Raw genomic sequence first — 20267 nt, 5'->3', positions numbered from 1 at the left:
ATTGTTAATGGTTGATTGTTAATGGTTGATTGTTAATGGTTGATTGTTAATGGTTGATTGTTATTGATTGACATTGACATTGAAAAAACAAAAAGCGCTTCAGATTAGGCGCTTTTTGTTTTTTTCTTCTCTATAGTCATTTTGTCAATTTTCTGAAGGAATTCTGGGTCGAATTCAGAGTAGGCTCTTAATCTGTACTTTTCATCCCTGATTTTCATTACCAAACGAATTTTCTGCACCATCAGCCAGATGGGTTCGTATCTTTTGTGTCCTAACAAATATTGAATTTTAAGAATGGAAATTTTTCGATGCGTCAGCGTCATTAATTCGATGCAGATCATCCAGTATCTAATGGGTAAGTTAGAGTTTTCCATCACAGTTCCAGAGCGCAGACTAATGCGGTTGCCACACTTTCGGCACTGAAATTTAAGATCATTTCTTCTAAAAGAATGAACATCATGACTGCATTTTCTGCAAGTCAGCCCGTTTTCTAAACGTTTATTTTTAAGCTCTTCTATACAAGTGGCTTCATCTGGGTATTTTTCAAAATAGGCGCGCAGCTCCATGTTTTCAGCTTCTTTTTTTGTCTAAATATATTAACTTTTATACAAGTTCGAAATCTGACGTAAAAAAAAAGGAACATTCAGAGTGAATATTCCTTTTAGGGCAAAAAATTACAGGTACTACAGTTTTGTCGCGATCTCTTTTTTATATTTATTTAAAATAGATTTAGTCATTCCTAAATTGGCTTTAGTAGAGTCTACTGCTAGATAAATAAAATAAAGCTGATTGTCAGATACGTCAATAATGTGTATTTGAGAACTTAGCGTAATCATGATGTTATCAACAACCTGACCTTGTAGATTTAAAGCCTTAATTGCATTCATTTTTGCTTTAACCACTTCTAGGTTATAAGCCGATGCTAATTCTGGATCAAAATCTGCAACAACAGATTGAGAGTAATATGACATACCACTTGCGATTTCAGCTACCGAAACTGCGATAAAACCTGGGACGTTTTTTTTTAGGTCTTCACCAAATTGGGTTAAAAAATCTGACATAATGTAGGACTTTAATGTGTTGTAATTAAGATTGAATTGTTTTGGATTCCACAAAAATAATTATAACATATTATTTAATTATCCGCTTTATGTACCTATTTTTGTTTAGAACACAAAAAATAGTACTCGGTAAAAAGTGGTTTTTACATATTTGTTGAATTGAAATTTATTTTTGACTCAAAATTGTTAAAATAAAAATGCTTCTGAAAAAGCATATATGCAATTTCAGAAGCAATATTAACAAACTAAAAAATATTTTTTTACTTGATTTCTGTAATAAATTCGTCTTTTGCTGTTCTCACTTTTTTCAAGTTTACCAGCCAGTCGTTAGCTTCATCTCTATATCCAAGAGGTAAAATTACAACGCTTTTAAGACCTTGTTCGCTCAAACCTAAAAGTTTATCCACTTCAGCAGGAATAAAACCTTCCATTGGTGTTGCATCTACTTGTTGTTCTGCAGCAGCGGCAATAGCTACACCAAATGAAATATAAGCTTGTTTTGCAGCGTGGTTTGCGTGCCATTCTTGTCCAAGAGGTTCGTACATTCCCCAAAGTCTCTCTTTGTACTCATCCATCGCGTTAGCAGGAATTCCTCTTTCTGCTATAGTTTTATCAAATACAGCAGAAATTTTATCTAAGCTATAACCGTCCCAAGCTGCCCAGATCAATACGTGAGACGCATCAGTAACTTGGCTTTGGTCAAAACTAACTCCTCTTAATTTTTCTTTTAACTCTTGGTTTGTTACTACAAAAACCTTGTAAGGCTGTAATCCAGACGAAGAAGGAGCTAATTGAGCAGCTTCAAGAATATAATCTACTTTTTCTTGCGGAACCACTTGTCCGTTCATTTTTTTAGTAGCATAACGCCACTTTAGTGCATCTATTAAGGCCATTTTTTTTCAATTGATTAAAATTTCATTCAAATGTAAAAACTTTAAGTGTATTTTTGTCATCTGATTACCAAAAGTAACTGTAACATCGAGGTAACTTACTAACATATGATGATAAAAGAGCCAGAACACGATCGAAAAGCATGCAATCAAAACATTATGGCAGTGCACGATGCGATGGATATTTTGAACGGAAGATGGAAAATTTCTATTATTGCATCCCTTTGTTTTAATACTTTAAGATTTACCGATTTGCTGCGAGAAGTAGAAGGAATTTCGGGAAAAATGCTGAGCAGGGAATTAAAAAATCTGGAAGAAAACCAATTGGTTACGCGTACTGTTTTAAAAACTCAACCCATAACTGTCGAGTATCAACTGACAGAATATGGGCATACATTAAAAGACGTAATAGATTCTTTAGCAAAATGGGGAGTTAATCACCGAAAAAAGATTACGGGAAGAGGATAATGTCAGCTTTTGAGTTCAGATATTCTTTGAAAAAATCCTTGATTGGCTAATTTTTGTTCAGCTTCTTCGATGGCTTTCAAAAGATTATTTTGATTATCTGCAATTTCGTTTAAGGTATTTTTCATAAGATCCCATACGGGCTGCATTTTTAAAATCAACTCTTTTCCTTTCTCAGTAAGTACAATCAATCTTTTTCGTTCGTCTAATTTATCTTTTCTAGAACTGATTATTTTTTGCTTTTCCAATTCTTTAAGCAGACTAATTGTTGACGGATGGCTGTAGCCAATTTCACTGGCAATTTCTACAACGCTGAGCATTTCTTTTATATGAAGCGTATAAATAACTGGAAACCATTTAGGCTCAAAATCAATATCAAAAGATTTGTATACAAGTGCTCCATCTTTGCGTAATTGTTCACTAAGACGCTGTAGTCGTGTAGATAAGGCTAATATGCCAATTTCGTCAATTATATTCATTACTTCGAGTTTAGTTGCAAATGGCGGAATACATTATCTGGTTTCATTAGTGGAAAATCGACTGGCAGCGCTTCTTTAGAAATCTTTACAAAATTGTTTTTCTCATAAAAACGCAAAGCCGCCTGCAATATAGAAACAGTCCCTAAATATAAGTCTTTAATACCATTTTCTTGGCTGTACGCAATTAATTGCTCTAATAAATGCTGCGCAATTGCAAATTCTTTTCCTCTGAATTCTTTCTTAACAAACATTTTTCTAATCGCACCAGCTTCGGAATTGAATTTTACCAAAGCAATAGTTCCAACCAATTTTTCATCGATAAAAGCTCCTAAAAAAGTTCCTCCCGGTTTAAAATAAAAATTCTCAATCTCTAATAAATCCGGCTGATCTTCTATTGTAATAGGAACGTTGAACTCTTTTTGCTGAATGTTTAAAATCAAATCTACGATTTCATTTTCGTACTCATTTTGTATAGGCTTAATATGCATTGTATTTCAAAATTTAATATAGGTACAAAACTACGTAGTTAACTACATATATACAAATAAAAAACTGCTGAAGTCAGCAGTTTTAAGTGTTTTTTATGATTTTGAATTGTATTCGAGTGAAGATTTTATTCTTTAACTAAAACAATTACAGCTTTATAACCCGTTCCGACATTCCATTCGCTGGCAGAAATAACAGCACCTTTGTCATCGATAACTTTAAATTCGGCAGTATTTGGAGAAGCGAATCCTTCGTTTAAAGCTTCAATATCAATTTTATTGATTCCTTTAACTAAATTTATTTTAACACTTTTAAATTCGCCATCCAAGGAAACTTCAGGTTCAATAACTTTATCGTTTAAATATACTTTTACTTTATCACCATCTACAAAAGCAGCATCTCGATACATAACAGTAGAAGTAACCGCATTGGTATTAAAGTTTCCTAAAAACTGGTTTCTTCTATAAAAAATCCCATCAACATTCGATTCCTGTTTGTATAGATTGGTGTCTTTGAACAATTCGTCTGGATTAACCTGTAGTGGAGCAGGTTTTTCTACGACTGCCGGCGGATTTTCTTTTGGAGAAACTTCTTTCGGTGGAATAACTTCTTTAACGGCAGGATCTTTTGCCGGAATTGATTTGAACTTATTGTTTAATTCCTGAGCATAAATCTGCGTTGAAAACGAAGCAATAGCAGTTATCAAAAATATTTTTTTCATACTTTGTAAATATTAATCTTGGGGTAATAATTATTAAAAAATGACCAATTAGGTCTTTCTATATAAACATTTTATGGGGCTAATTATTGTATTATTACCAATTAATTGTCGAAAATTTAACTTCCATCTCATTCAGGATTTGACATTTTATCGCTGAAACTGGCTTATCTTTATGTATGAAATCAGAATCTGTTTTGCAAGATTCTTTTTCATACAAAAATCAAATATTATGGAATGGAAAAATAATTTAACAGACTTGTTTAAAATTGATTATCCAATTATACAAGCGCCGATGCTTGGTGTTACAACTCCAGAAATGACTGCTGCAGCTTCTAATGCAGGTGCCTTAGGATCGCTGGCTCTTGGAGATCTTCCGGCAGACAAGTGTATCGAATTGATTAAAGCCACAAAAGAATTAACGAACAAACCTTTCGCAGTAAATATTTTTCTAAATAAAATTGATGCGATTTCACCAAAACTCCAGGCCGATTATGATAAAACAAAAGCATTTTTGAAAGATTTTAGTCAAAAATCAGGAGTAGTGGCTGATTTTCCGCTTTTAAGCGAAATTAAACTGACCGATTATCACGATCAAATTGAAGTGATTCTGAAAGAAAACTGTATTGTTAGTTTCACTTTTGGGAATTTAGATGCTGCAAGTATTTCCAAATTAAAAGAAAATAATGTGCTTTTAGTAGGAACTTGTACATCTGTTGAGGAAGCTGTTGTATTGGAAAATAGCGGCATTGACATCATTTGTGTACAAGGAATTGAAGCTGGCGGACATCGAGGAAGTTTTTTAGAAGAAACTATTCCGCAGATAGGAGGAATGCCACTGTTGTCTCAAGTAACAGAAACTGTAAAAACACCTATTATTTATGCAGGCGGTATTTACAATGCTAAAACCTTATTGGCTGCTAAATTGCTCGGTGCCGATGGTTTTCAAATTGGAAGCTTATTTTTAGGTTCTGCCGAAAGTGCTTTACATGATTTTGAAAAACAACGTCTTAGAAATTTAAAAGAAAACGAAATTGTGTTAACTAAAAGTTTTTCTGGCAGATACGCCCGAGGTATTAGAAATGCTTTTATCGAAGAAGTTGAAAATACGGAATTTGTTCTCCCATATCCTTATCAAAATAAATTGACTGCCGAATTGAGAAAGGCTTCTAAACTGGTAAAAAATCCAGATTTTGTAGGTATTTGGGCGGGCCAGTCAATTACTGATTACAGCGAAATTTCAACAGGAAATCTTATCAAGAATTTAATCGAAGAGGTAGAAAAGTTTAGTGTAAAGTAGCAGTAAGATAGTCGAGTTATTTATTTTTGATATATTTTAAAATATTGATTATTAATGTTTTATATTTGAATATCAATTAAAAAGAACTGGATATGATCAAATTTAGTTTTACCTTTTTTCTTTTTGCATTGGGAGTTTTTGCACAAGAAAATAAAATAGATTCGAATGTTCGCAAGCAGATAGAAAGTTACAATTCTTCTTTTGCAGCAGACTTTACTGGAGGAAATAAAGAAGCTTTACTAAAAGCCTATACAGAACAAACCATTTTAATGCCCGAGCACAGCAGGCAAAGAACTGGAAATAAAAGCATTGCTGATTTCTATAAACAATGGCTGGATCAGGCAAAAGTTATTTCTTATCAAAGAACTATTCTTGAACTTCAGGATTTTGGAAGCTATGTTTTGGAAATTGGAAATTTTACGGAACATTTGGATAAGCAAAACTTAAAACCCTATACGTATTCGGGAAAATATATGGTTTTATGGAAGAAAGCTTCCAAAAATAAACCAATGACCATTGCTGCAGAAATATGGGGATCAGACAGTTATTTTGATGACAGATTTATTCCTGAAATTGATGATGCATTAGTTCCTTCCACAAAAGAATTTGTTACATCTGATAAATTAAATTTGGAAGTAATAGAAAGGAACAATTCAATAAAAAAATTGGTGCAAAATAGGTTAGGTGGCGAACATGCAAAAATGTTTCTGCCTGATGCCATGTATTTAACCTATTACACTCCGATTTTATCTGGCGAAAAAGATATCACGGCTTATTTTATAGAACATGAAAAACCAGGAACTTTAAGTATCGATCAAATTTCGATTCGAACTTCTGGAGTTATTAATGCCCAAAAAGCAATTGTAGAATTTGGTTATTACAGTGTCGATTGGAGCGATGGAGATAAAAAAGGAAATGTAAAAGGAAAAAGTATAAATGTTTGGAAAAGAAATAGTAACGGAGAGTTAATGCTTTTTCGCCAAATGGTAAATCATGATTAAAACTAAAACCATTCTTGTTTAAAAGAATGGTTTTAGTAAATAAATTTTAGGCTAAATTTTTTGCAGCAAAATCTCTGCAATATTCTTTTATTAATTCTCTTACAGTTCTAAACTGTTCTTCGATTTCGACATCTGTTCCAGTTGCTTTGGCTGGATCTGGGAAATTATAATGAAATTTTTGCGCTTTTGTTGGAAAAAATGGACAGCGTTCTTTAGCATTATCACAGACCGTAATTACAAAATCAAAATCAATATTAGTGTATTCATCAATATTGTTTGAAGTATGATTTGAAATGTCAATTCCATCTTCTTTCATTATAAAAACAGCCTTCGGATTTACGCCGTGGGTTTCTACGCCAGCACTGTAAACTACAGCTTTATTTTTGGCAAAATGTCTCATATAACCCTCTGCAATCTGGCTTCGGCAGCTGTTTCCTGTACAAAGTATAAGTATTTTCTTTTCCATGTTTAAACGAATAACCAAATGATATTAATGATGCAAAATTTGGGTTCAAAGCCAAAAATAAGTTGCAGCACAACAACGGAAGTGGTAATAATAATAGGTTTTTTATATTTAATAATTAGTGCTTTCATTATTAGCAGCATCCAGAATTTTGTGTACAGCAAGAACTGTTATCGATTGATTCTCTTAGAATTATTTTTTGTTTTTCAGATGGAATACCGCACGCATCTTGTGCTAAACAAGCTGTTGTTTTATTTTTAAGAACAAAGTTTTTCCCATTAAAATCCAAATCATATTTTCCAATAGTTGCGTTTTGATATTCTACTTCGATTTCAAGATCCTTAATATTTAACTTATCTTCCGAAAGCTGGATGATATGCAGTAGTTTATTTGGTTTTAATCGATGTTCAAAATCATTGGCATTCCAAAGCTGGAAGTTTACCACTTCCTCATTTCGTACAACACCTCCGCAGTCTATAAAGTTCTTTTTGATAATTCCCACTTCGGTTACATGGAAATGTTCTGGAACAAAGGTTCCATTTTCTAACTGAAATTCAACATTTTGTAATGTTGGTAAAAGCTGTTTGATTTCTGATAGTTTCATAACTTTTTATTTGTTTAATGCAATATTACGATAGAGTTTTTCAAAAAAATGTTTAGCAGCATTTAGATTGTGAAAGGCTTTGTGTGATTTTTAAGAAATAAGTATTTAAAATAGCAATAGCTTTTTCATCAATACAATAGCAAATTGAGTTTCCTGAAATATTTCCTTTAATGATACCCGCATTCTTAAGTTCTTTTAAATGCTGCGAAACTGTTGGCTGTGCAAGCGGAAGTTCGTTTACAATATCACCGCAAATGCATTCATTCACCTTAAGCAAATATTCTAGAATTGCGATTCTGGCAGGATGTCCCAATGCTTTAGCAATTGTAGCAATCTGGTTTTGTGCATCTGTAAAATGTTCTGTTTTAGTTGCTCCCATTTTTTGTAATTTAATATTGCAATATTACGATAATAATTAATTACAATATAATTTTTAAAGTTAAATTTCTTCGAATGAAATAACGAGACAATAATTACATTTGTATATTAATTCTATAGATAATATCAAATAGTGCCAAAAAATACAATTGCATCATTTTCCATTTTCTGTTTTTTTACCGCAATTGGTAATCACGTCAACGCACAGCAAATCGATACTATAGCCAGGCAGTTTATATTAAATATAGAAGTTCGTCCAAGAGCAGAATATACTTCAAACTACATACTGCCTCCAAACGATTCTATTGATCCTTATTTTTATATTACACAGCGAAATAGGATTTCAATGCAGTATTCCCAAGAAAAATGGCTCTTAAAAGCTGACGTCCAAGAAATTCATCTTTGGGATAATGAAAATTCTAATTCTAAAGTCGGAAGTATTAATTTTTATCAATTGTTTTTAGAAACTAAATTTAAGAATGTAAATTTTCGTTTAGGAAGGCAAAGTGTTTTATTGGATAATGGGAGATTGTTTTCTGATGCTCCTTGGGCACAGCAGGGAAGATCGCATGAAGGAATTCGAATCATGAAATATTCTAAACATTTTATGAATGATCTTTTCTTTTTGTTTACACGAAATTACAATACTAGTTTTGAGGCAGCTTATTCGCCTGTTGCATCCAATAAATATAAGTACATGCTGGTGTATAATTTTAGTTATAACTCACATCAAAACTTCTCTTTCAACTCGAGTAGTACGGTTGATTTTTTAGAAAAAACAAATGGAGAAACTTTGTACGCACGGGCAACCACAGGAGGGAGAATCGAGTTTAAAAGGAATCAGTGGTATTATACTTTAAACAGTTATCTGCAATTTGGACAAAATCAGAAAGGACAGCATTTGCTGGCATACTATTTTCAGCCGGAGGTTAAATTGTCACTGCAAAAATCAACATGGCGTTTGGGTGCAGAAATTATAAGCGGCAGTAGTGCTGCTTTAAATATTGATAGAACCGCAGATTTTGACGTTTTATATGGCGTTACCTGGAAATTTAATGGAAATATGAATGTGTTTACCCGCTTTCCCGCTGATGTAGGAGGAAAAGGTTTGGTAAATCCTTATCTATTTGCTTCTTTTCCTTTAAACACAAAATTATCGCTTCGTAACGATTTTCATCTTTTTTATACCCAATATCCGTTAGTAGACGGTTTAAATCAGGATATGTCGAGATTTCTGGGATTTGAGAATGATTTTTCAGTAAGATATATTCCATTAAAAGAGCTGGAAATTAACGCCGCATTTTCATTTTATAAAGCAAAAGATTCAATGAAAAACCTTCCAAAAGTGCAGGATGAAAACAAATTATCATTTTGGAGTTATTTGATGGTTTCTTATTCTTTTAATGCTGTTAATTGCAGAAGAGCAAGAAAATAATAAAATAAACCCCATTACATGAGTAATAAATAAAACCTCTTTCTTAAGGTAGTAAAAGAGGTTTCGATTAAAAAGATCATTATATTTACTTTTAAAACTATTTAGTTATGAAAGCATTGATAATTGGTGCAACGGGCGCAACAGGAAAAGAACTGGTTGATAGGCTTTTATGGGATAATAATTATGCCTCGGTTTCAGTTTTTGTGAGAAGGCCATTCGGGAAATCACACCCAAAACTTACGGAGCATATTGTTGATTTTTCAGATGTCAATTCGTTTCAGGATTTAATTACTGGAGATGTTCTTTTTTCTTGCCTCGGCACCACATTAAAAGATGCAGGTTCAAAAGATAATCAATGGAAAATAGATTTTGATATTCCGGCAGCATTTGCAGTTGCTGCAAGAAAAAACAATGTAAATTCTTTGGTCTTGGTTTCCTCTTATGGTGCATCAGCAAAAAGCAGTGTTTTTTATTCTAAAATGAAAGGAAAGCTTGAAGAATATATAGACGATCTTAATTTTTCACAATATATAATTTTCAGACCTGGACCTTTAATTCGTCAAAATACGGATCGATTAGGCGAAAAAATTTCAATTAAAGTTATTAAATTATTCAATGCCATAGGCCTTTTCAAAAACGTAAAACCAATTTCGACCTCATTTCTAGCAGATAAGTTACTAAAAGCTCCAACAGCACTTTCAAGAGGAACAACAATACTAGAATTGGATCGTATTATTGCGCTTTGATTTTTTATCAATTTCCAGAATTATAATTTCGTATATTTATAATGTTATTTATTTGATTTTTAATAACTTATAATTAGGAATGTAAATGGAGACGAATAAAAATACTTTACCGACAGAGTCTGATGATGTGTTTTTAACAGATGGAGGACTTGAAACAACCTTAATTTTTCTGGAAGGATTTGATCTGCCTTGTTTTGCTGCTTTTGATTTATTGAAGCATCAGCTGGGTTATAAAGCAATCAAAAACTATTACAAACGATATTTAAATATTGCCAAAAAATACAAAACCAATTTTATTTTAGAAACTCCAACATGGCGTGCAAACCCAGATTGGATTCAAAGAATTGGTTATCCTAGGGATGAGTTATCGGCCTTAAATAAAAAAGCAGTAGTATTGCTTGCTGAGTTAAAAACAATATTTGAAAAAGATATACATTCTATTCTTATAAGCGGTTGTATTGGCCCTCGTGGCGATGGATACGTACCTGAAAATTGTATGAGTATTGAAGAAGCAGAAGCGTATCATTCTGACCAAATTAAGGCATTAAATATCGCTCCAGTCGATTTTGTTTCTGCACTTACTATGAATTATGTAGAAGAGGTTATTGGTATCGTAAAGGCTGCAGAAAACGTGAACACCCCTGTTGTTATTTCATTTACAGTTGAAACAGATGGAAAATTGCCAACTGGCATGAGTCTAAAAGAAGCAATACAAAAAGTAGATAAAAGTGTATCAGTTCCGCCTTTGTATTACATGATTAACTGTGCACATCCAGCCCATTTTTTTAAAGAATTGAAAGAAGATGAAAATTGGATCAAACGAATAAAAGGTATTAGGGCAAATGCGTCTTGCAAAAGCCACGCAGAACTAGACGAATCCACAGTATTAGATCGTGGAATTCCCAAAGAACTAGGAAAAGAATATAAAAAATTGAAAGATTCCTTTGGTCACTTAAACGTTTTTGGAGGCTGCTGTGGCACAGATGAAGAACATTTGGTAGAAATTATTGAGCAAATAAGGAGTTAAGTTTTATAAGAAACTAATAGCTAGGTAAATGTCATATTTTAAATTAGCTTATCTTTGTACGCTTTACCTATTAATAAAATGAATAACGATTTCCCCATACCAGAAAACGAATTACAACGTTTAGCAGCTTTAAAACGCTATAATATATTAGATACACTTCCCGATCACGCTTTTGACGATGCAACAAAGCTTGTTTCTTACATCTGCGGTGTTCCCATTGCTCATATTTCGTTTATAGATGAAAACAGACAATGGTTTAAGTCTGAAATTGGAATTGGAGCATCTGAAGTGCCTCGAGAAATCTCTTTTTGCCGCTATACGATTATGGAATCGAAAATGGTAGAAATAAATGATACCCATTTAAATGATAGATTTAAAAACGATCCTAATGTTACCGGCGGATTTAATGTTAGATTCTACGCAGGAGTTCCCCTTACAACGCCTGATGGCTACAATATAGGAACTTTGTGTGCTATAGACCATGTTACTAAAGAACTTAACGATAATCAGCGAAATGCACTTTCAATTATTGCTAAACACGTAATTGCTCAATTAGAATTAGGCACAAAGAATGCCCAGTTAGACGCCCAGAAAAAAATTGCTGAAAAAGCAGTATTAGCTAGAGATAGTTTCGTGGCCAATATGAGCCACGAAATCAGAACACCTTTAAATGCCGTAATTGGTTTTACTGATCTTCTTGCTCAGACTGATTTAGATGATGTTCAGCGCGAATATATTGAAAGCGTGCAGATAGCAGGAGAAAATCTGCTGTTGATTGTAAATGATATTTTAGATCTTTCTAAAATTGAATCGGGGAACCTGGCAATTGATTCGGAGCCATTTAATTTAAAAAAGACCCTTAAACACGTTTATGATTTATTAAAAGTAAAGAGGCAGAAAGAAGTAGAGTTCAATCTATTTTTAGATGCAGAAATGCCAGATGTTGTGGTTGGTGACCAAGGTAGACTCAACCAAATATTGGTTAATCTGATAGGCAATTCCCTTAAATTTACCAATGAAGGTGAAGTAACCGTTTCTGTCAAAAAAATTGAAGAAACAGAAGATAATTATACATTAAAGTTTTCAGTAAAAGATACCGGAATTGGTATCCAGAAAAACAAGCTGACAACTATTTTCGAACGATTTACTCAAGGAGAAGAAAGTACCACGAGAACTTACGGTGGTACAGGACTTGGTCTTAACATCGTAAAGCAGTTAATAGAATTGCAAAATGGAGAAATTAAGGTAAAAAGTGAACTGAACCGTGGTTCTGAATTTATCTTTATTCTTAGCTATAAAAAGGCACAAGTTATAGAAGCTCCAGTAAAATTAATGTCTAAAAATGACCTTGGTCATCTTAAAATACTTCTTTGCGAAGACAATGTTTTAAACCAAAAGCTGGCAAAAAGCGTAATTAATAATTTCGGATTTGATTTGGATATTGCGCATAATGGAGAAGAAGGAATAGAACTTTTGTCTCAAAATGAATATGATTTGGTTTTGATGGATCTTCAAATGCCTCTTAAAGATGGTTATCAGACAACAGAATATATTCGTAACGAAATGAATTCGTCAATTCCGATTATTGCCATGACGGCGCATTCTTTAGTGGGAGAGCAGGAGCGCTGTTACAAAGTAGGTATGAATGCGTATGTGCCAAAACCATTTAAACAGTCAGTTCTTTTAAAAGCAATAAAAACGGTAATGAACCCAGATAATGACATTTCGCATAAAAGAGTTTTAAATCTTTCTTTTCTGGATGAAATGTCTTGCGGAGATCCCGATTTTAGAAAAGAAATGATCAATCTTTTTATAGAAAAGATACCAGCTCAAACAGCACAATTAGAAGAAGCATTTCATAATACCGATCACGATACCGTAAAAAAGCTAGCTCATAATATGAAATCGAGTTTAGATATTTTTATGCTTGAAGATCTTAGTAATTGTGTTAGTATAATTGAAGAAGAAGCAAAAGCGAATGAATTTACCAGCGAAACTCTTGATAAAGTGAATATTTTACATTGTGGAATTGCAGAAGTCGTTAAAATTCTGAAAGCGCTATGATAAAAGAGAAATATATTCTAGCTTTACAATTATGATGTCATAATATAAAGTTTGCCCCAAAGATAAATATAAAAAAAATGAGAATTATTTTAGCAGAAGATAATGACATCCTACGCAAATCATTATCTTTTTTCTTAGAATCTAAAGGATTTAGTGTTGACCAATTTTCAGATGGAAAAGATGCATTGGAGGCAATAGAGGCCAATCATTACGATCTAATTCTGACAGATATAAACATGCCTGGAAAAAGCGGAATGGAAATCACGCAATATGTTAGAGAAAGCATTAACTCCGATGTTCCCATAATCATACTTACTTCCTCGGGTGTAGAACAAACCGAATTAGATTCTTTCGATATAGGCGCCAATGAATTTATTGCCAAACCAGTCAGTCCGGCTGTACTTTTGGTAAGGATTAATAAATTACTAAACAAACGTTTCTAATGAAGTTTATCTATTACTCCATTTTTATACTCTTTTTTTCGTCCATTGCAATTGGGCAGGAAGTCAATGTAGACGAGACTTTGGCAAATGTAAAACGAGAAGTAGAAAAAGAAAACTACGATAAAGCATTGTCACTCATTGAACCTTTGCGGAATAAGTTTCCAGAAAATGAAGATATTCAAGTCTACACCGGACGTATTTACAGCTGGAAAAAAGATTATAAAACAGCAGTAAAAATTTTGTCTCCAATGACAGACAGAGTTAATCCAAATCCAGAAGCACTGCAGGCTATTATTAATATTTATTTTTGGTCTGAAGATTATGAAAAGTGTATTACTTACTGCGATAAATATCTTGTAATTGATCCAAAATCCATTGATGTTTTAAAGATAAAAGCCACTTGTTTAGAGAAACTCAATCGTGATCAAGAAGCATTAGATTTAATAGAAAAAGCATCTTTTATCGATAACAGCACTCAGGCATTCAGTGGAATACGTACACTCATAGGACGCAAAGCAAAAAATACCGTTTCTGCTTCTTACTTGAATATTTCAACTTCAGAACCAGGACAGTCGCCATTTCATTATGGTTATGTAGAATATTCACATAAATTCAGCAAATCTGCCATTGTCGGCCGTGCCAATGTGGGGCATATTAATGACGATACACAAATGTTGTTCGAAGCCGATTATTATCAGACTTTCTCCAACAAAAGTTATTTATATGCAAATGGTGGAATTTCTACAGGCGAAACAATATTTCCTGTCGCAAAAGCAGGTTTAGAATATTATTTTGCTCCGCATAAAAAGTTTGATTATTCTCTGGGAGCCAGATTTATGCATTTTGATACAGATGATATCACTTTACTAACGGGACAAATTGCGTATACAGCTGGAACTTATACTGTGGCATACAGACCGTATTATGATACTTCAAACGAGTTGTTTTCTCATGTTTTGAGCTTGCAGAAAGTAAATGAAGAAAAAGAACGTTTGATAAGATTTGAATTGCAATACGGAAATGTTCCGTATTTATATCTCTATAATAGTTTTACCCAGCCTTTAAAAGCTTATAGAGCAGGAATACAATATCAGCATCGTTTTGGCGAATCTTTCTTTGTGCGTCCTATTTTCCTGTATGAGCGCGAAGAATATATTCCAGGAGAATACAGAAACAGATTTAATGTTCAGTTAATTGTAACTAAACGTTTTTAATATGAAAGATATCTGGGAAATATATAAAAACGGCAGCTGGGAAATACCTTTCCTTACTTTTTCTATTTACGCATTTGTTTGCGTTTCATTTATTTTGTACTTGTTAATTGTAGCAAGCCGAAATAAGAAAATTAAAAGAGAAAGACTTAGAAATGAATATAGTGCAGAGATTGATCAATTGATGACATCAGTAATCTTTAACGATGTTTCATTTTCAAGCATCAAAGAAAATAAAAACTTTTTAGTGCTTTTTGATACTTCATTTTTCAAGGAAGTATTGACAGAATCAATTATAAATCTGCATAAGAATTACGAAGGTATTTATGCACAAAAGCTTGAACAATTTTATAAAGATTCTAATTTGATAAAAGGCTCTTTTAGAAAACTTAAAAGTCTAAAATGGGAAATAAAATGCAAAGGAATCACAGAACTGTCAGAGTTTAATATTACAGAAGCTTTTGATGAAATCATAAGTTATTCAAAAGCTCGAAATAAAACTTTAAAAATTACTGCCATAAACGCCTGTATTAGACTTGCGGGCACAAAAAGCGTTGTATATCTGGTCGAACATTCAGATCCTATTGATGATTGGACTCAGCTGAATATTATCGCAGCGTTTAAAAAACACGATATAGGAGATACAAAAGGAATTGAGCTTTTATTAGAATCTCAGAATACAACTGTTATTACGCTGGGGTTAAAACTGATAAAAGAATTAAAACTGACTCAGAAAATTCCGTTTGTAGCGCAATTGGCTGCAAAAGCCCCAAACACAGTAATAAAATACGAAGCGCAAAGTATTCTGCAGACATTAACCGTTTAACTTTATAAGAAAATGACTTTTTTTACTACTGAAATAATATGGTTTTTGGATGTATACATACTTCTTATACTGGGTTACGCCATATTAATCATGTCTTCTTATTTACTACTCGCTTATCTTTCTACAAAAGAACTGCGAAGTTACCTTAAGAAAAATAGTTTTGTTGATTATGAAGTGCTTCTTACCAGTGAATTTGCACCAAAACTTTCGCTGATTGCTCCTGCATACAATGAAGGTTTAACTATTGAAGAAAATGTAAAATCACTCCTTTCTCTTAATTATAATCATTATCAAGTAATTTTAGTGAATGACGGAAGTAAGGACAATTCGATGGAAATCCTGATCAAAACCTATGATCTTGTTTTGACTGAATTAGATATTCATCCGCAAATTGAAACTAAAAAAATCAAAGGAATTTACACTTCAAGAAACGCGGCTTATAAAAAATTAATAGTTGTCGACAAAGAGAATGGAGGTAAAGCCGATGCTCTAAACGTTGGACTTAATATTGCCGAAAACCCTTATGTAGTTTGTATAGATGTTGATTGTATTCTCGATAAAGATTCGCTTTTAAAACTGGCAAAACCATTTTTAGAATCACACGGAAAACGTATTATCGCCACAGGCGGTGTTGTTCGAATTGCCAATCAGTGCATAATTAAAAACGGACGATTGGTTGAGGTTAATATTCCAGATCGTATGCTGCCAAGAATTCAGGTTTTAGAATATTTAAGGGCTTTTCTGTTAGGTAGAATGGCATGGGGAAGATTGGACGGTTTACTGCTTATAAGCGGAGCATTTGGTGCATTTGATAAAGAAGTAGCCATAATGTGTGGAGGCTATAGCACAAAAACGGTTGGGGAAGATATGGAACTCATTGTAAGAATGCGCCGTTATATGCTGGAGAACAAACTTCCGTATGCGGTGAGTTATATCCCAGATCCGCTTTGCTGGACAGAAGCTCCAGAAGATTTTAAGATTTTCAAAAAACAGCGCAGCCGCTGGATGAGAGGAACAATCGAAACCCTTAGTATTCACAAAAGAATGTTTTTGAATCCTAAATACAAATTATTAGGAATGTTAAGCGTACCATATTGGACTTTGTTTGAGTTTTTAGCTCCTGCAATTGAGTTTATTGGTCTTATAATAACTCTTTTCTTTATAATATTTGGCCTGCTAAACTGGCATTTTTTCTTTTTGCTTTTGTTATTTGTGTATTCATTTGCTGTTTTCTTTTCAGTTATTGCTTTGTATAGCGAAGAACGAACGTATCATAAATATCCCAAACAAATTGATTTCTTTAAGCTTCTTATGGCGGCTTTTATTGAACCGTTGTATTTTCATCCACTTACTGTTTATGCAGCTTTAGTGGGTTATAAAGAAAAAATTATGGGAACGAAAGGCTGGGGAGAAATGACACGAAAAGGATTTACTAAGAAATAATGGTTGATTGTTGATGGTTAATTGTTGATTGTTGATTGTTAATTGTTAATGGTTGATGCGATTGTTTTACCACTACAAAAGAAGGTGCGCGGATAGGTTTAACTTTATCTAAAAACATTATAGAAGCCCATGGAGTTTATATTCTCTAGAAAAATGAAAAGGAAAAAACTGTTTTTGAAATTTGTTTGATCGCAGAATAATAAAAAATAATACTTTGATCTTACAAACCTGTATTTTTAAAATTATTACTAATGTTTTTTTTCTAAATTTGTAGAGAGACTCTCCATAGATTCCTCCCAATAAGTAATAGTAAAATAATGAATACAAATTCAACTGCAGTAGCCTCAAGTTTTCTTAATGATTTGAAAACAAAGACTGCTGACTCACATAAAAAATTAGAAGAACTTCCTGTTTCCATGTCAATTATGTCACCAGATATGAAAATTGAGGAATACGCTAAATATCTAAATTTAATGCATGATGTTCATGCTGATACTGAACAAACGGTTTACCCATTATTTTCTGGACTTTTAGGTGATTTGGAACAAAGAAGAAAAAAACAACTTATTGAGGCTGATCTTGCTTTTCTAAACTATGATTTGAGTAACTCTGAGAAAGTTTTTAAAACTGAAAACATTTCAGTTCCTTTTGCTCTTGGAATTTTTTATGTCGTTGAAGGTTCTACGCTTGGCGGTAGATTTATTTTAAAAAATGTTTCACAAGTGCCGCAACTTTCTGGAGATAAGGGTGTTTCTTATTTTAATGGTTACGGAGATAAAACAGGAAGTTTTTGGAAATCTTTCCTCAACTTTCTATCAGAATACGAACAACAGAATAATTGTGGAGATGCTATAATAGAAGGAGCTGTATTTGCTTTTGATAGTATTTATAATCACTTTGAGAGCAGATAAAAGAATGAAGATTAAAGATATAGTTAATCGGGATATTGTTACGTTGACCAATTGTGAGCATGAACCGATACATATACCAGGTAAAATTCAGCCTCACGGTTTTTTAATTGGCGTTACTTCCAATTGGAAAATAGATTTTTGTACAGAGAATATTGTTGCATATTTAAATTTACTTCATACTGAGGTATTAGGAAAAGACTTTAAAAGTGTTTTTGGTACCGAAGCAGAAAAACAGCTGTTAGAGTATATCAATGAAGATAAAATTCAAGATGTTTTTCCGCTCGAAATAAGCCTTTTAGGAAAATTATTTCAAATTAGTATTCACAAAAGTTATGATATTTATGTTTTAGAAGCTGAACCACAGTTTCCAGATAAAGAAAAATTGGCGGACGTCTACACACAAACGATTCAGTTTGTAACGCAGATGAACAACACCAAGTCGCTTAAAGATTTGTGTGCATTAGTGGCTCAGGGAACACGTGAAATTACAGGCTACGATCGTGTAATGATTTATCGTTTTGATGAAGAATATAATGGGGAAGTCTTTGCCGAAAGCTGCAGGGAAGATCTTGAACCTTTTTTAGGACTCCATTATCCACATACCGATATTCCAGCTCAGGCAAGGGAATTATATATTAAAAATCAGCTGAGATTAATTGTTGATATTAATTATGAGCCAGTTCCAATTTACACGGTGGACGATAAAGAAAATAAAAATCTTGATTTAAGTCTTTCGATATTGAGAAGTACATCGCCAATTCACGTAGAATATTTAAAAAATATGGGCGTTGGTGCAACATTAACAATTTCGCTTATCCATCATGACAGATTGTGGGGATTAATTGCCTGCCATCATTATTCAGAAAAAAATATTTCACCCGAAATTAGACTTGCTGCAAAACTTCAAGGACAATTTATTACCTCACAAATCGATATACGCCAATCTAATGATGAGAATATAAATGCTCACAAATCAATTTTAGCATTGGAGCAATTAACAAGTATTGATCTTCCGATTAAACAAGAATCATTAGAAATAATTAGTGAGGCACCGCAATTACTAGAACTTTGTAATGCAGCTGGTGTTTCTATTATATCTAGAGGAAAAATCTATAAAAGTGGAATAGTTCCTTCTGATGAACAAATTACGGAGCTGATTGAAGGTATAAATGCTAAGTTTTCCAACGAAATATTTACCACTCACAAAATCAGCGATGATTTCACGGAACTAGCTCAAAATTCAAATTTTGCTGGAATTATCTATCATTCTCTTGGAAATAATGATCACATAATTTGGTACAGACCCGAAACTATTTCTGAAATTAATTGGGGTGGTGATCCTGAAAAAAGCATTGTTAAAGACAGCAACGGACTTCATCCTAGAAATTCATTCAATATCTGGAAACAGATTGTCAAAAATAAAAGCAGTGTGTGGAAGCAGTATGAAATTAATGCAGCTATTCAATATGCACACGCCTTGCACAATCAGCTTATTTTGATTATGTTGAGTGAAGAAGAGGAAAAATATCGCAGTCAAAGCGAAATATTAAAAGAAACAAATTCAGAACTCGAAAATATTAACTGGATCAGTACGCATGATTTGCAGGAACCATTGCGTAAAATTCAGCTTATCACCTCAAAAATGTTATCTGAATTGGATGTTATTTCAACCGATTCAATTTCAAATTCCCTACAACGTGTTTCGAAATCTGCCAATAGAATGAGCGGTTTATTGGAAGATATTTTAAAATATACCCGAATAAAAAACACCAGGGATACTCTTCATGAAGTAGATTTAAATGAAATTTTAGAATCTACAATTAAAGAAATGTCTGAAGCACTTTCAGAAAGTAATGCAGTAATTGAGTCTGAAAATCTTCCAAAAATTCATGCTATTGGGTTTTTAATGAGACAATTATTTATTAATATTCTTCAGAATTCATTAAAATACGCTTCAGTTGAAAGACAGCCAAAAATTAAAATAACAGCTTCTCAAGAACCTGTAATCATACATGACAAGTATAAAGTGTATTGTCATTGGGTCCGATTTTCTGATAACGGAATTGGTTTTGAGCAAAAATATGCCGAATCTATTTTTAAGGTTTTTACAAGACTTCATACTCAGGAACATTATACTGGCTCAGGTGTTGGTCTGGCATTATGTAAAAAAATCATGCAGGCCGTTGGAGGTGATATTCATGCAGAAGGAAAACCTGGCGAAGGAACTGATATAGTTATTTATTTTCCATGTGACCCAGAAGATACANTTTTTTTTTGACTGTTTTTCTCGTAAATCTCACAGATTACGCAGATCAA

At 33.0% G+C, this 20267-nt stretch carries 20 protein-coding genes and 2 pseudogenes; 13 read left to right on the top strand and 9 right to left on the bottom strand.

Going from position 1 to position 20267, the window contains the following annotated elements; all coding sequences use genetic code 11:
- Positions 1–119: 119 nt before the first annotated feature.
- The 3 genes and pseudogenes from ASE40_RS16960 to ASE40_RS16950 all read right to left on the bottom strand — a co-directional run.
- Positions 120–566 (bottom strand): annotated as a pseudogene (locus tag ASE40_RS16960) (transposase); the annotation flags it as partial.
- 117 nt (positions 567–683) lie between these two features.
- Positions 684–1061 (bottom strand): hypothetical protein, encoded by a 378-nt coding sequence (locus tag ASE40_RS16955; protein ID WP_057118314.1) that lies wholly within the window; start codon positions 1059–1061, stop codon positions 684–686.
- 260 nt (positions 1062–1321) lie between these two features.
- Positions 1322–1954 carry a nitroreductase family protein gene (locus ASE40_RS16950; protein WP_057118313.1) on the bottom strand — a complete coding sequence of 211 codons (633 nt, stop codon included), beginning with the start codon at positions 1952–1954 and terminating at the stop codon, positions 1322–1324.
- Between the two features lie 105 nt (positions 1955–2059).
- Between ASE40_RS16950 and ASE40_RS16945 the strand changes: the two genes are divergently transcribed.
- Positions 2060–2419: a winged helix-turn-helix transcriptional regulator gene (locus tag ASE40_RS16945; RefSeq protein WP_373428866.1), complete on the top strand. Its 360-nt coding sequence runs from the start codon at positions 2060–2062 to the stop codon at positions 2417–2419.
- Positions 2420–2421: 2 nt separating this feature from the next.
- On the opposite strand, the gene ASE40_RS16940 is transcribed toward ASE40_RS16945, so the two are convergent.
- From ASE40_RS16940 to ASE40_RS16930, 3 genes are all read right to left on the bottom strand, one after another.
- Positions 2422–2895, bottom strand: coding sequence for a MarR family winged helix-turn-helix transcriptional regulator (locus ASE40_RS16940; protein ID WP_057118312.1), 474 nt, complete (start codon positions 2893–2895; stop codon positions 2422–2424).
- Positions 2895–3383, bottom strand: coding sequence for a GNAT family N-acetyltransferase (locus tag ASE40_RS16935; protein ID WP_057118311.1), 489 nt, complete (start codon positions 3381–3383; stop codon positions 2895–2897). The genes ASE40_RS16940 and ASE40_RS16935 overlap by 1 nt, the downstream gene beginning before the upstream one ends.
- A 125-nt stretch (positions 3384–3508) precedes the next feature.
- A complete protein-coding gene (locus ASE40_RS16930) occupies positions 3509–4102 on the bottom strand; it encodes a hypothetical protein (RefSeq protein ID WP_057118310.1) in 594 nt (197 codons plus the stop codon).
- 229 nt (positions 4103–4331) lie between these two features.
- On the opposite strand from ASE40_RS16930, the gene ASE40_RS16925 reads away from it, so the two are divergent.
- Positions 4332–5399, top strand: a complete 1068-nt coding sequence (locus ASE40_RS16925) for an NAD(P)H-dependent flavin oxidoreductase (RefSeq protein WP_057118309.1) — start codon at positions 4332–4334, stop codon at positions 5397–5399.
- A 92-nt stretch (positions 5400–5491) separates the two neighbouring features.
- Positions 5492–6400 carry a nuclear transport factor 2 family protein gene (locus tag ASE40_RS16920; protein ID WP_057118308.1) on the top strand — a complete coding sequence of 303 codons (909 nt, stop codon included), beginning with the start codon at positions 5492–5494 and terminating at the stop codon, positions 6398–6400.
- Between the two features lie 46 nt (positions 6401–6446).
- Here ASE40_RS16920 and ASE40_RS16915 read toward each other — a convergent pair whose 3' ends face one another.
- The 3 genes from ASE40_RS16915 to ASE40_RS16905 form a co-directional block, all read right to left on the bottom strand.
- On the bottom strand, positions 6447–6866 hold the full coding sequence (locus ASE40_RS16915) for an arsenate reductase ArsC (protein ID WP_057118307.1): 420 nt from the start codon (positions 6864–6866) through the stop codon (positions 6447–6449).
- Between the two features lie 130 nt (positions 6867–6996).
- Positions 6997–7467 carry a DUF6428 family protein gene (locus ASE40_RS16910; RefSeq protein ID WP_057118306.1) on the bottom strand — a complete coding sequence of 157 codons (471 nt, stop codon included), beginning with the start codon at positions 7465–7467 and terminating at the stop codon, positions 6997–6999.
- 52 nt (positions 7468–7519) lie between these two features.
- Positions 7520–7846 carry an ArsR/SmtB family transcription factor gene (locus ASE40_RS16905; RefSeq protein ID WP_057118305.1) on the bottom strand — a complete coding sequence of 109 codons (327 nt, stop codon included), beginning with the start codon at positions 7844–7846 and terminating at the stop codon, positions 7520–7522.
- A gap of 132 nt (positions 7847–7978) precedes the next feature.
- On the opposite strand from ASE40_RS16905, the gene ASE40_RS16900 reads away from it, so the two are divergent.
- From ASE40_RS16900 to ASE40_RS16855, 10 genes and pseudogenes are all read left to right on the top strand, one after another.
- Positions 7979–9280 (top strand): alginate export family protein, encoded by a 1302-nt coding sequence (locus ASE40_RS16900; protein WP_057118304.1) that lies wholly within the window; start codon positions 7979–7981, stop codon positions 9278–9280.
- A 107-nt stretch (positions 9281–9387) separates the two neighbouring features.
- Positions 9388–10026: an NAD(P)H-binding protein gene (locus ASE40_RS16895; RefSeq protein WP_057118303.1), complete on the top strand. Its 639-nt coding sequence runs from the start codon at positions 9388–9390 to the stop codon at positions 10024–10026.
- An 85-nt stretch (positions 10027–10111) separates the two neighbouring features.
- A complete protein-coding gene (locus tag ASE40_RS16890) occupies positions 10112–11053 on the top strand; it encodes a homocysteine S-methyltransferase family protein (protein ID WP_057118302.1) in 942 nt (313 codons plus the stop codon).
- A gap of 78 nt (positions 11054–11131) precedes the next feature.
- A complete protein-coding gene (locus ASE40_RS16885; protein WP_057118301.1) occupies positions 11132–13117 on the top strand; it encodes a GAF domain-containing hybrid sensor histidine kinase/response regulator in 1986 nt (661 codons plus the stop codon).
- Positions 13118–13194: 77 nt separating this feature from the next.
- Entirely contained in the window at positions 13195–13560 is a 366-nt protein-coding gene (locus ASE40_RS16880) for a response regulator transcription factor (RefSeq protein ID WP_057118300.1), read from the top strand.
- Entirely contained in the window at positions 13560–14774 is a 1215-nt protein-coding gene (locus tag ASE40_RS16875; protein WP_057118299.1) for a YaiO family outer membrane beta-barrel protein, read from the top strand. Before ASE40_RS16880 ends, ASE40_RS16875 begins: the two co-directional genes overlap by 1 nt.
- 1 nt (position 14775) lies before the next feature.
- Positions 14776–15597, top strand: coding sequence for a hypothetical protein (locus ASE40_RS16870; RefSeq protein ID WP_057118298.1), 822 nt, complete (start codon positions 14776–14778; stop codon positions 15595–15597).
- A gap of 12 nt (positions 15598–15609) precedes the next feature.
- Complete coding sequence (locus ASE40_RS16865) at positions 15610–17040, top strand: glycosyltransferase family 2 protein (protein ID WP_057118297.1); 1431 nt, start codon at positions 15610–15612, stop codon at positions 17038–17040.
- A 317-nt stretch (positions 17041–17357) separates the two neighbouring features.
- Entirely contained in the window at positions 17358–17951 is a 594-nt protein-coding gene (locus ASE40_RS16860; RefSeq protein ID WP_057118296.1) for a biliverdin-producing heme oxygenase, read from the top strand.
- 4 nt (positions 17952–17955) lie between these two features.
- Positions 17956–20217, top strand: a pseudogene (locus tag ASE40_RS16855) (ATP-binding protein); the annotation flags it as partial.
- Positions 20218–20267: the final 50 nt, after the last annotated feature.

The organism is Flavobacterium sp. Root935 (assembly GCF_001429295.1).
Taxonomy (GTDB): domain Bacteria; phylum Bacteroidota; class Bacteroidia; order Flavobacteriales; family Flavobacteriaceae; genus Flavobacterium.
The sequence above is the reverse complement of the archived record's forward strand: the minus strand, read 5'-3'. Positions and strand labels throughout refer to the sequence as shown.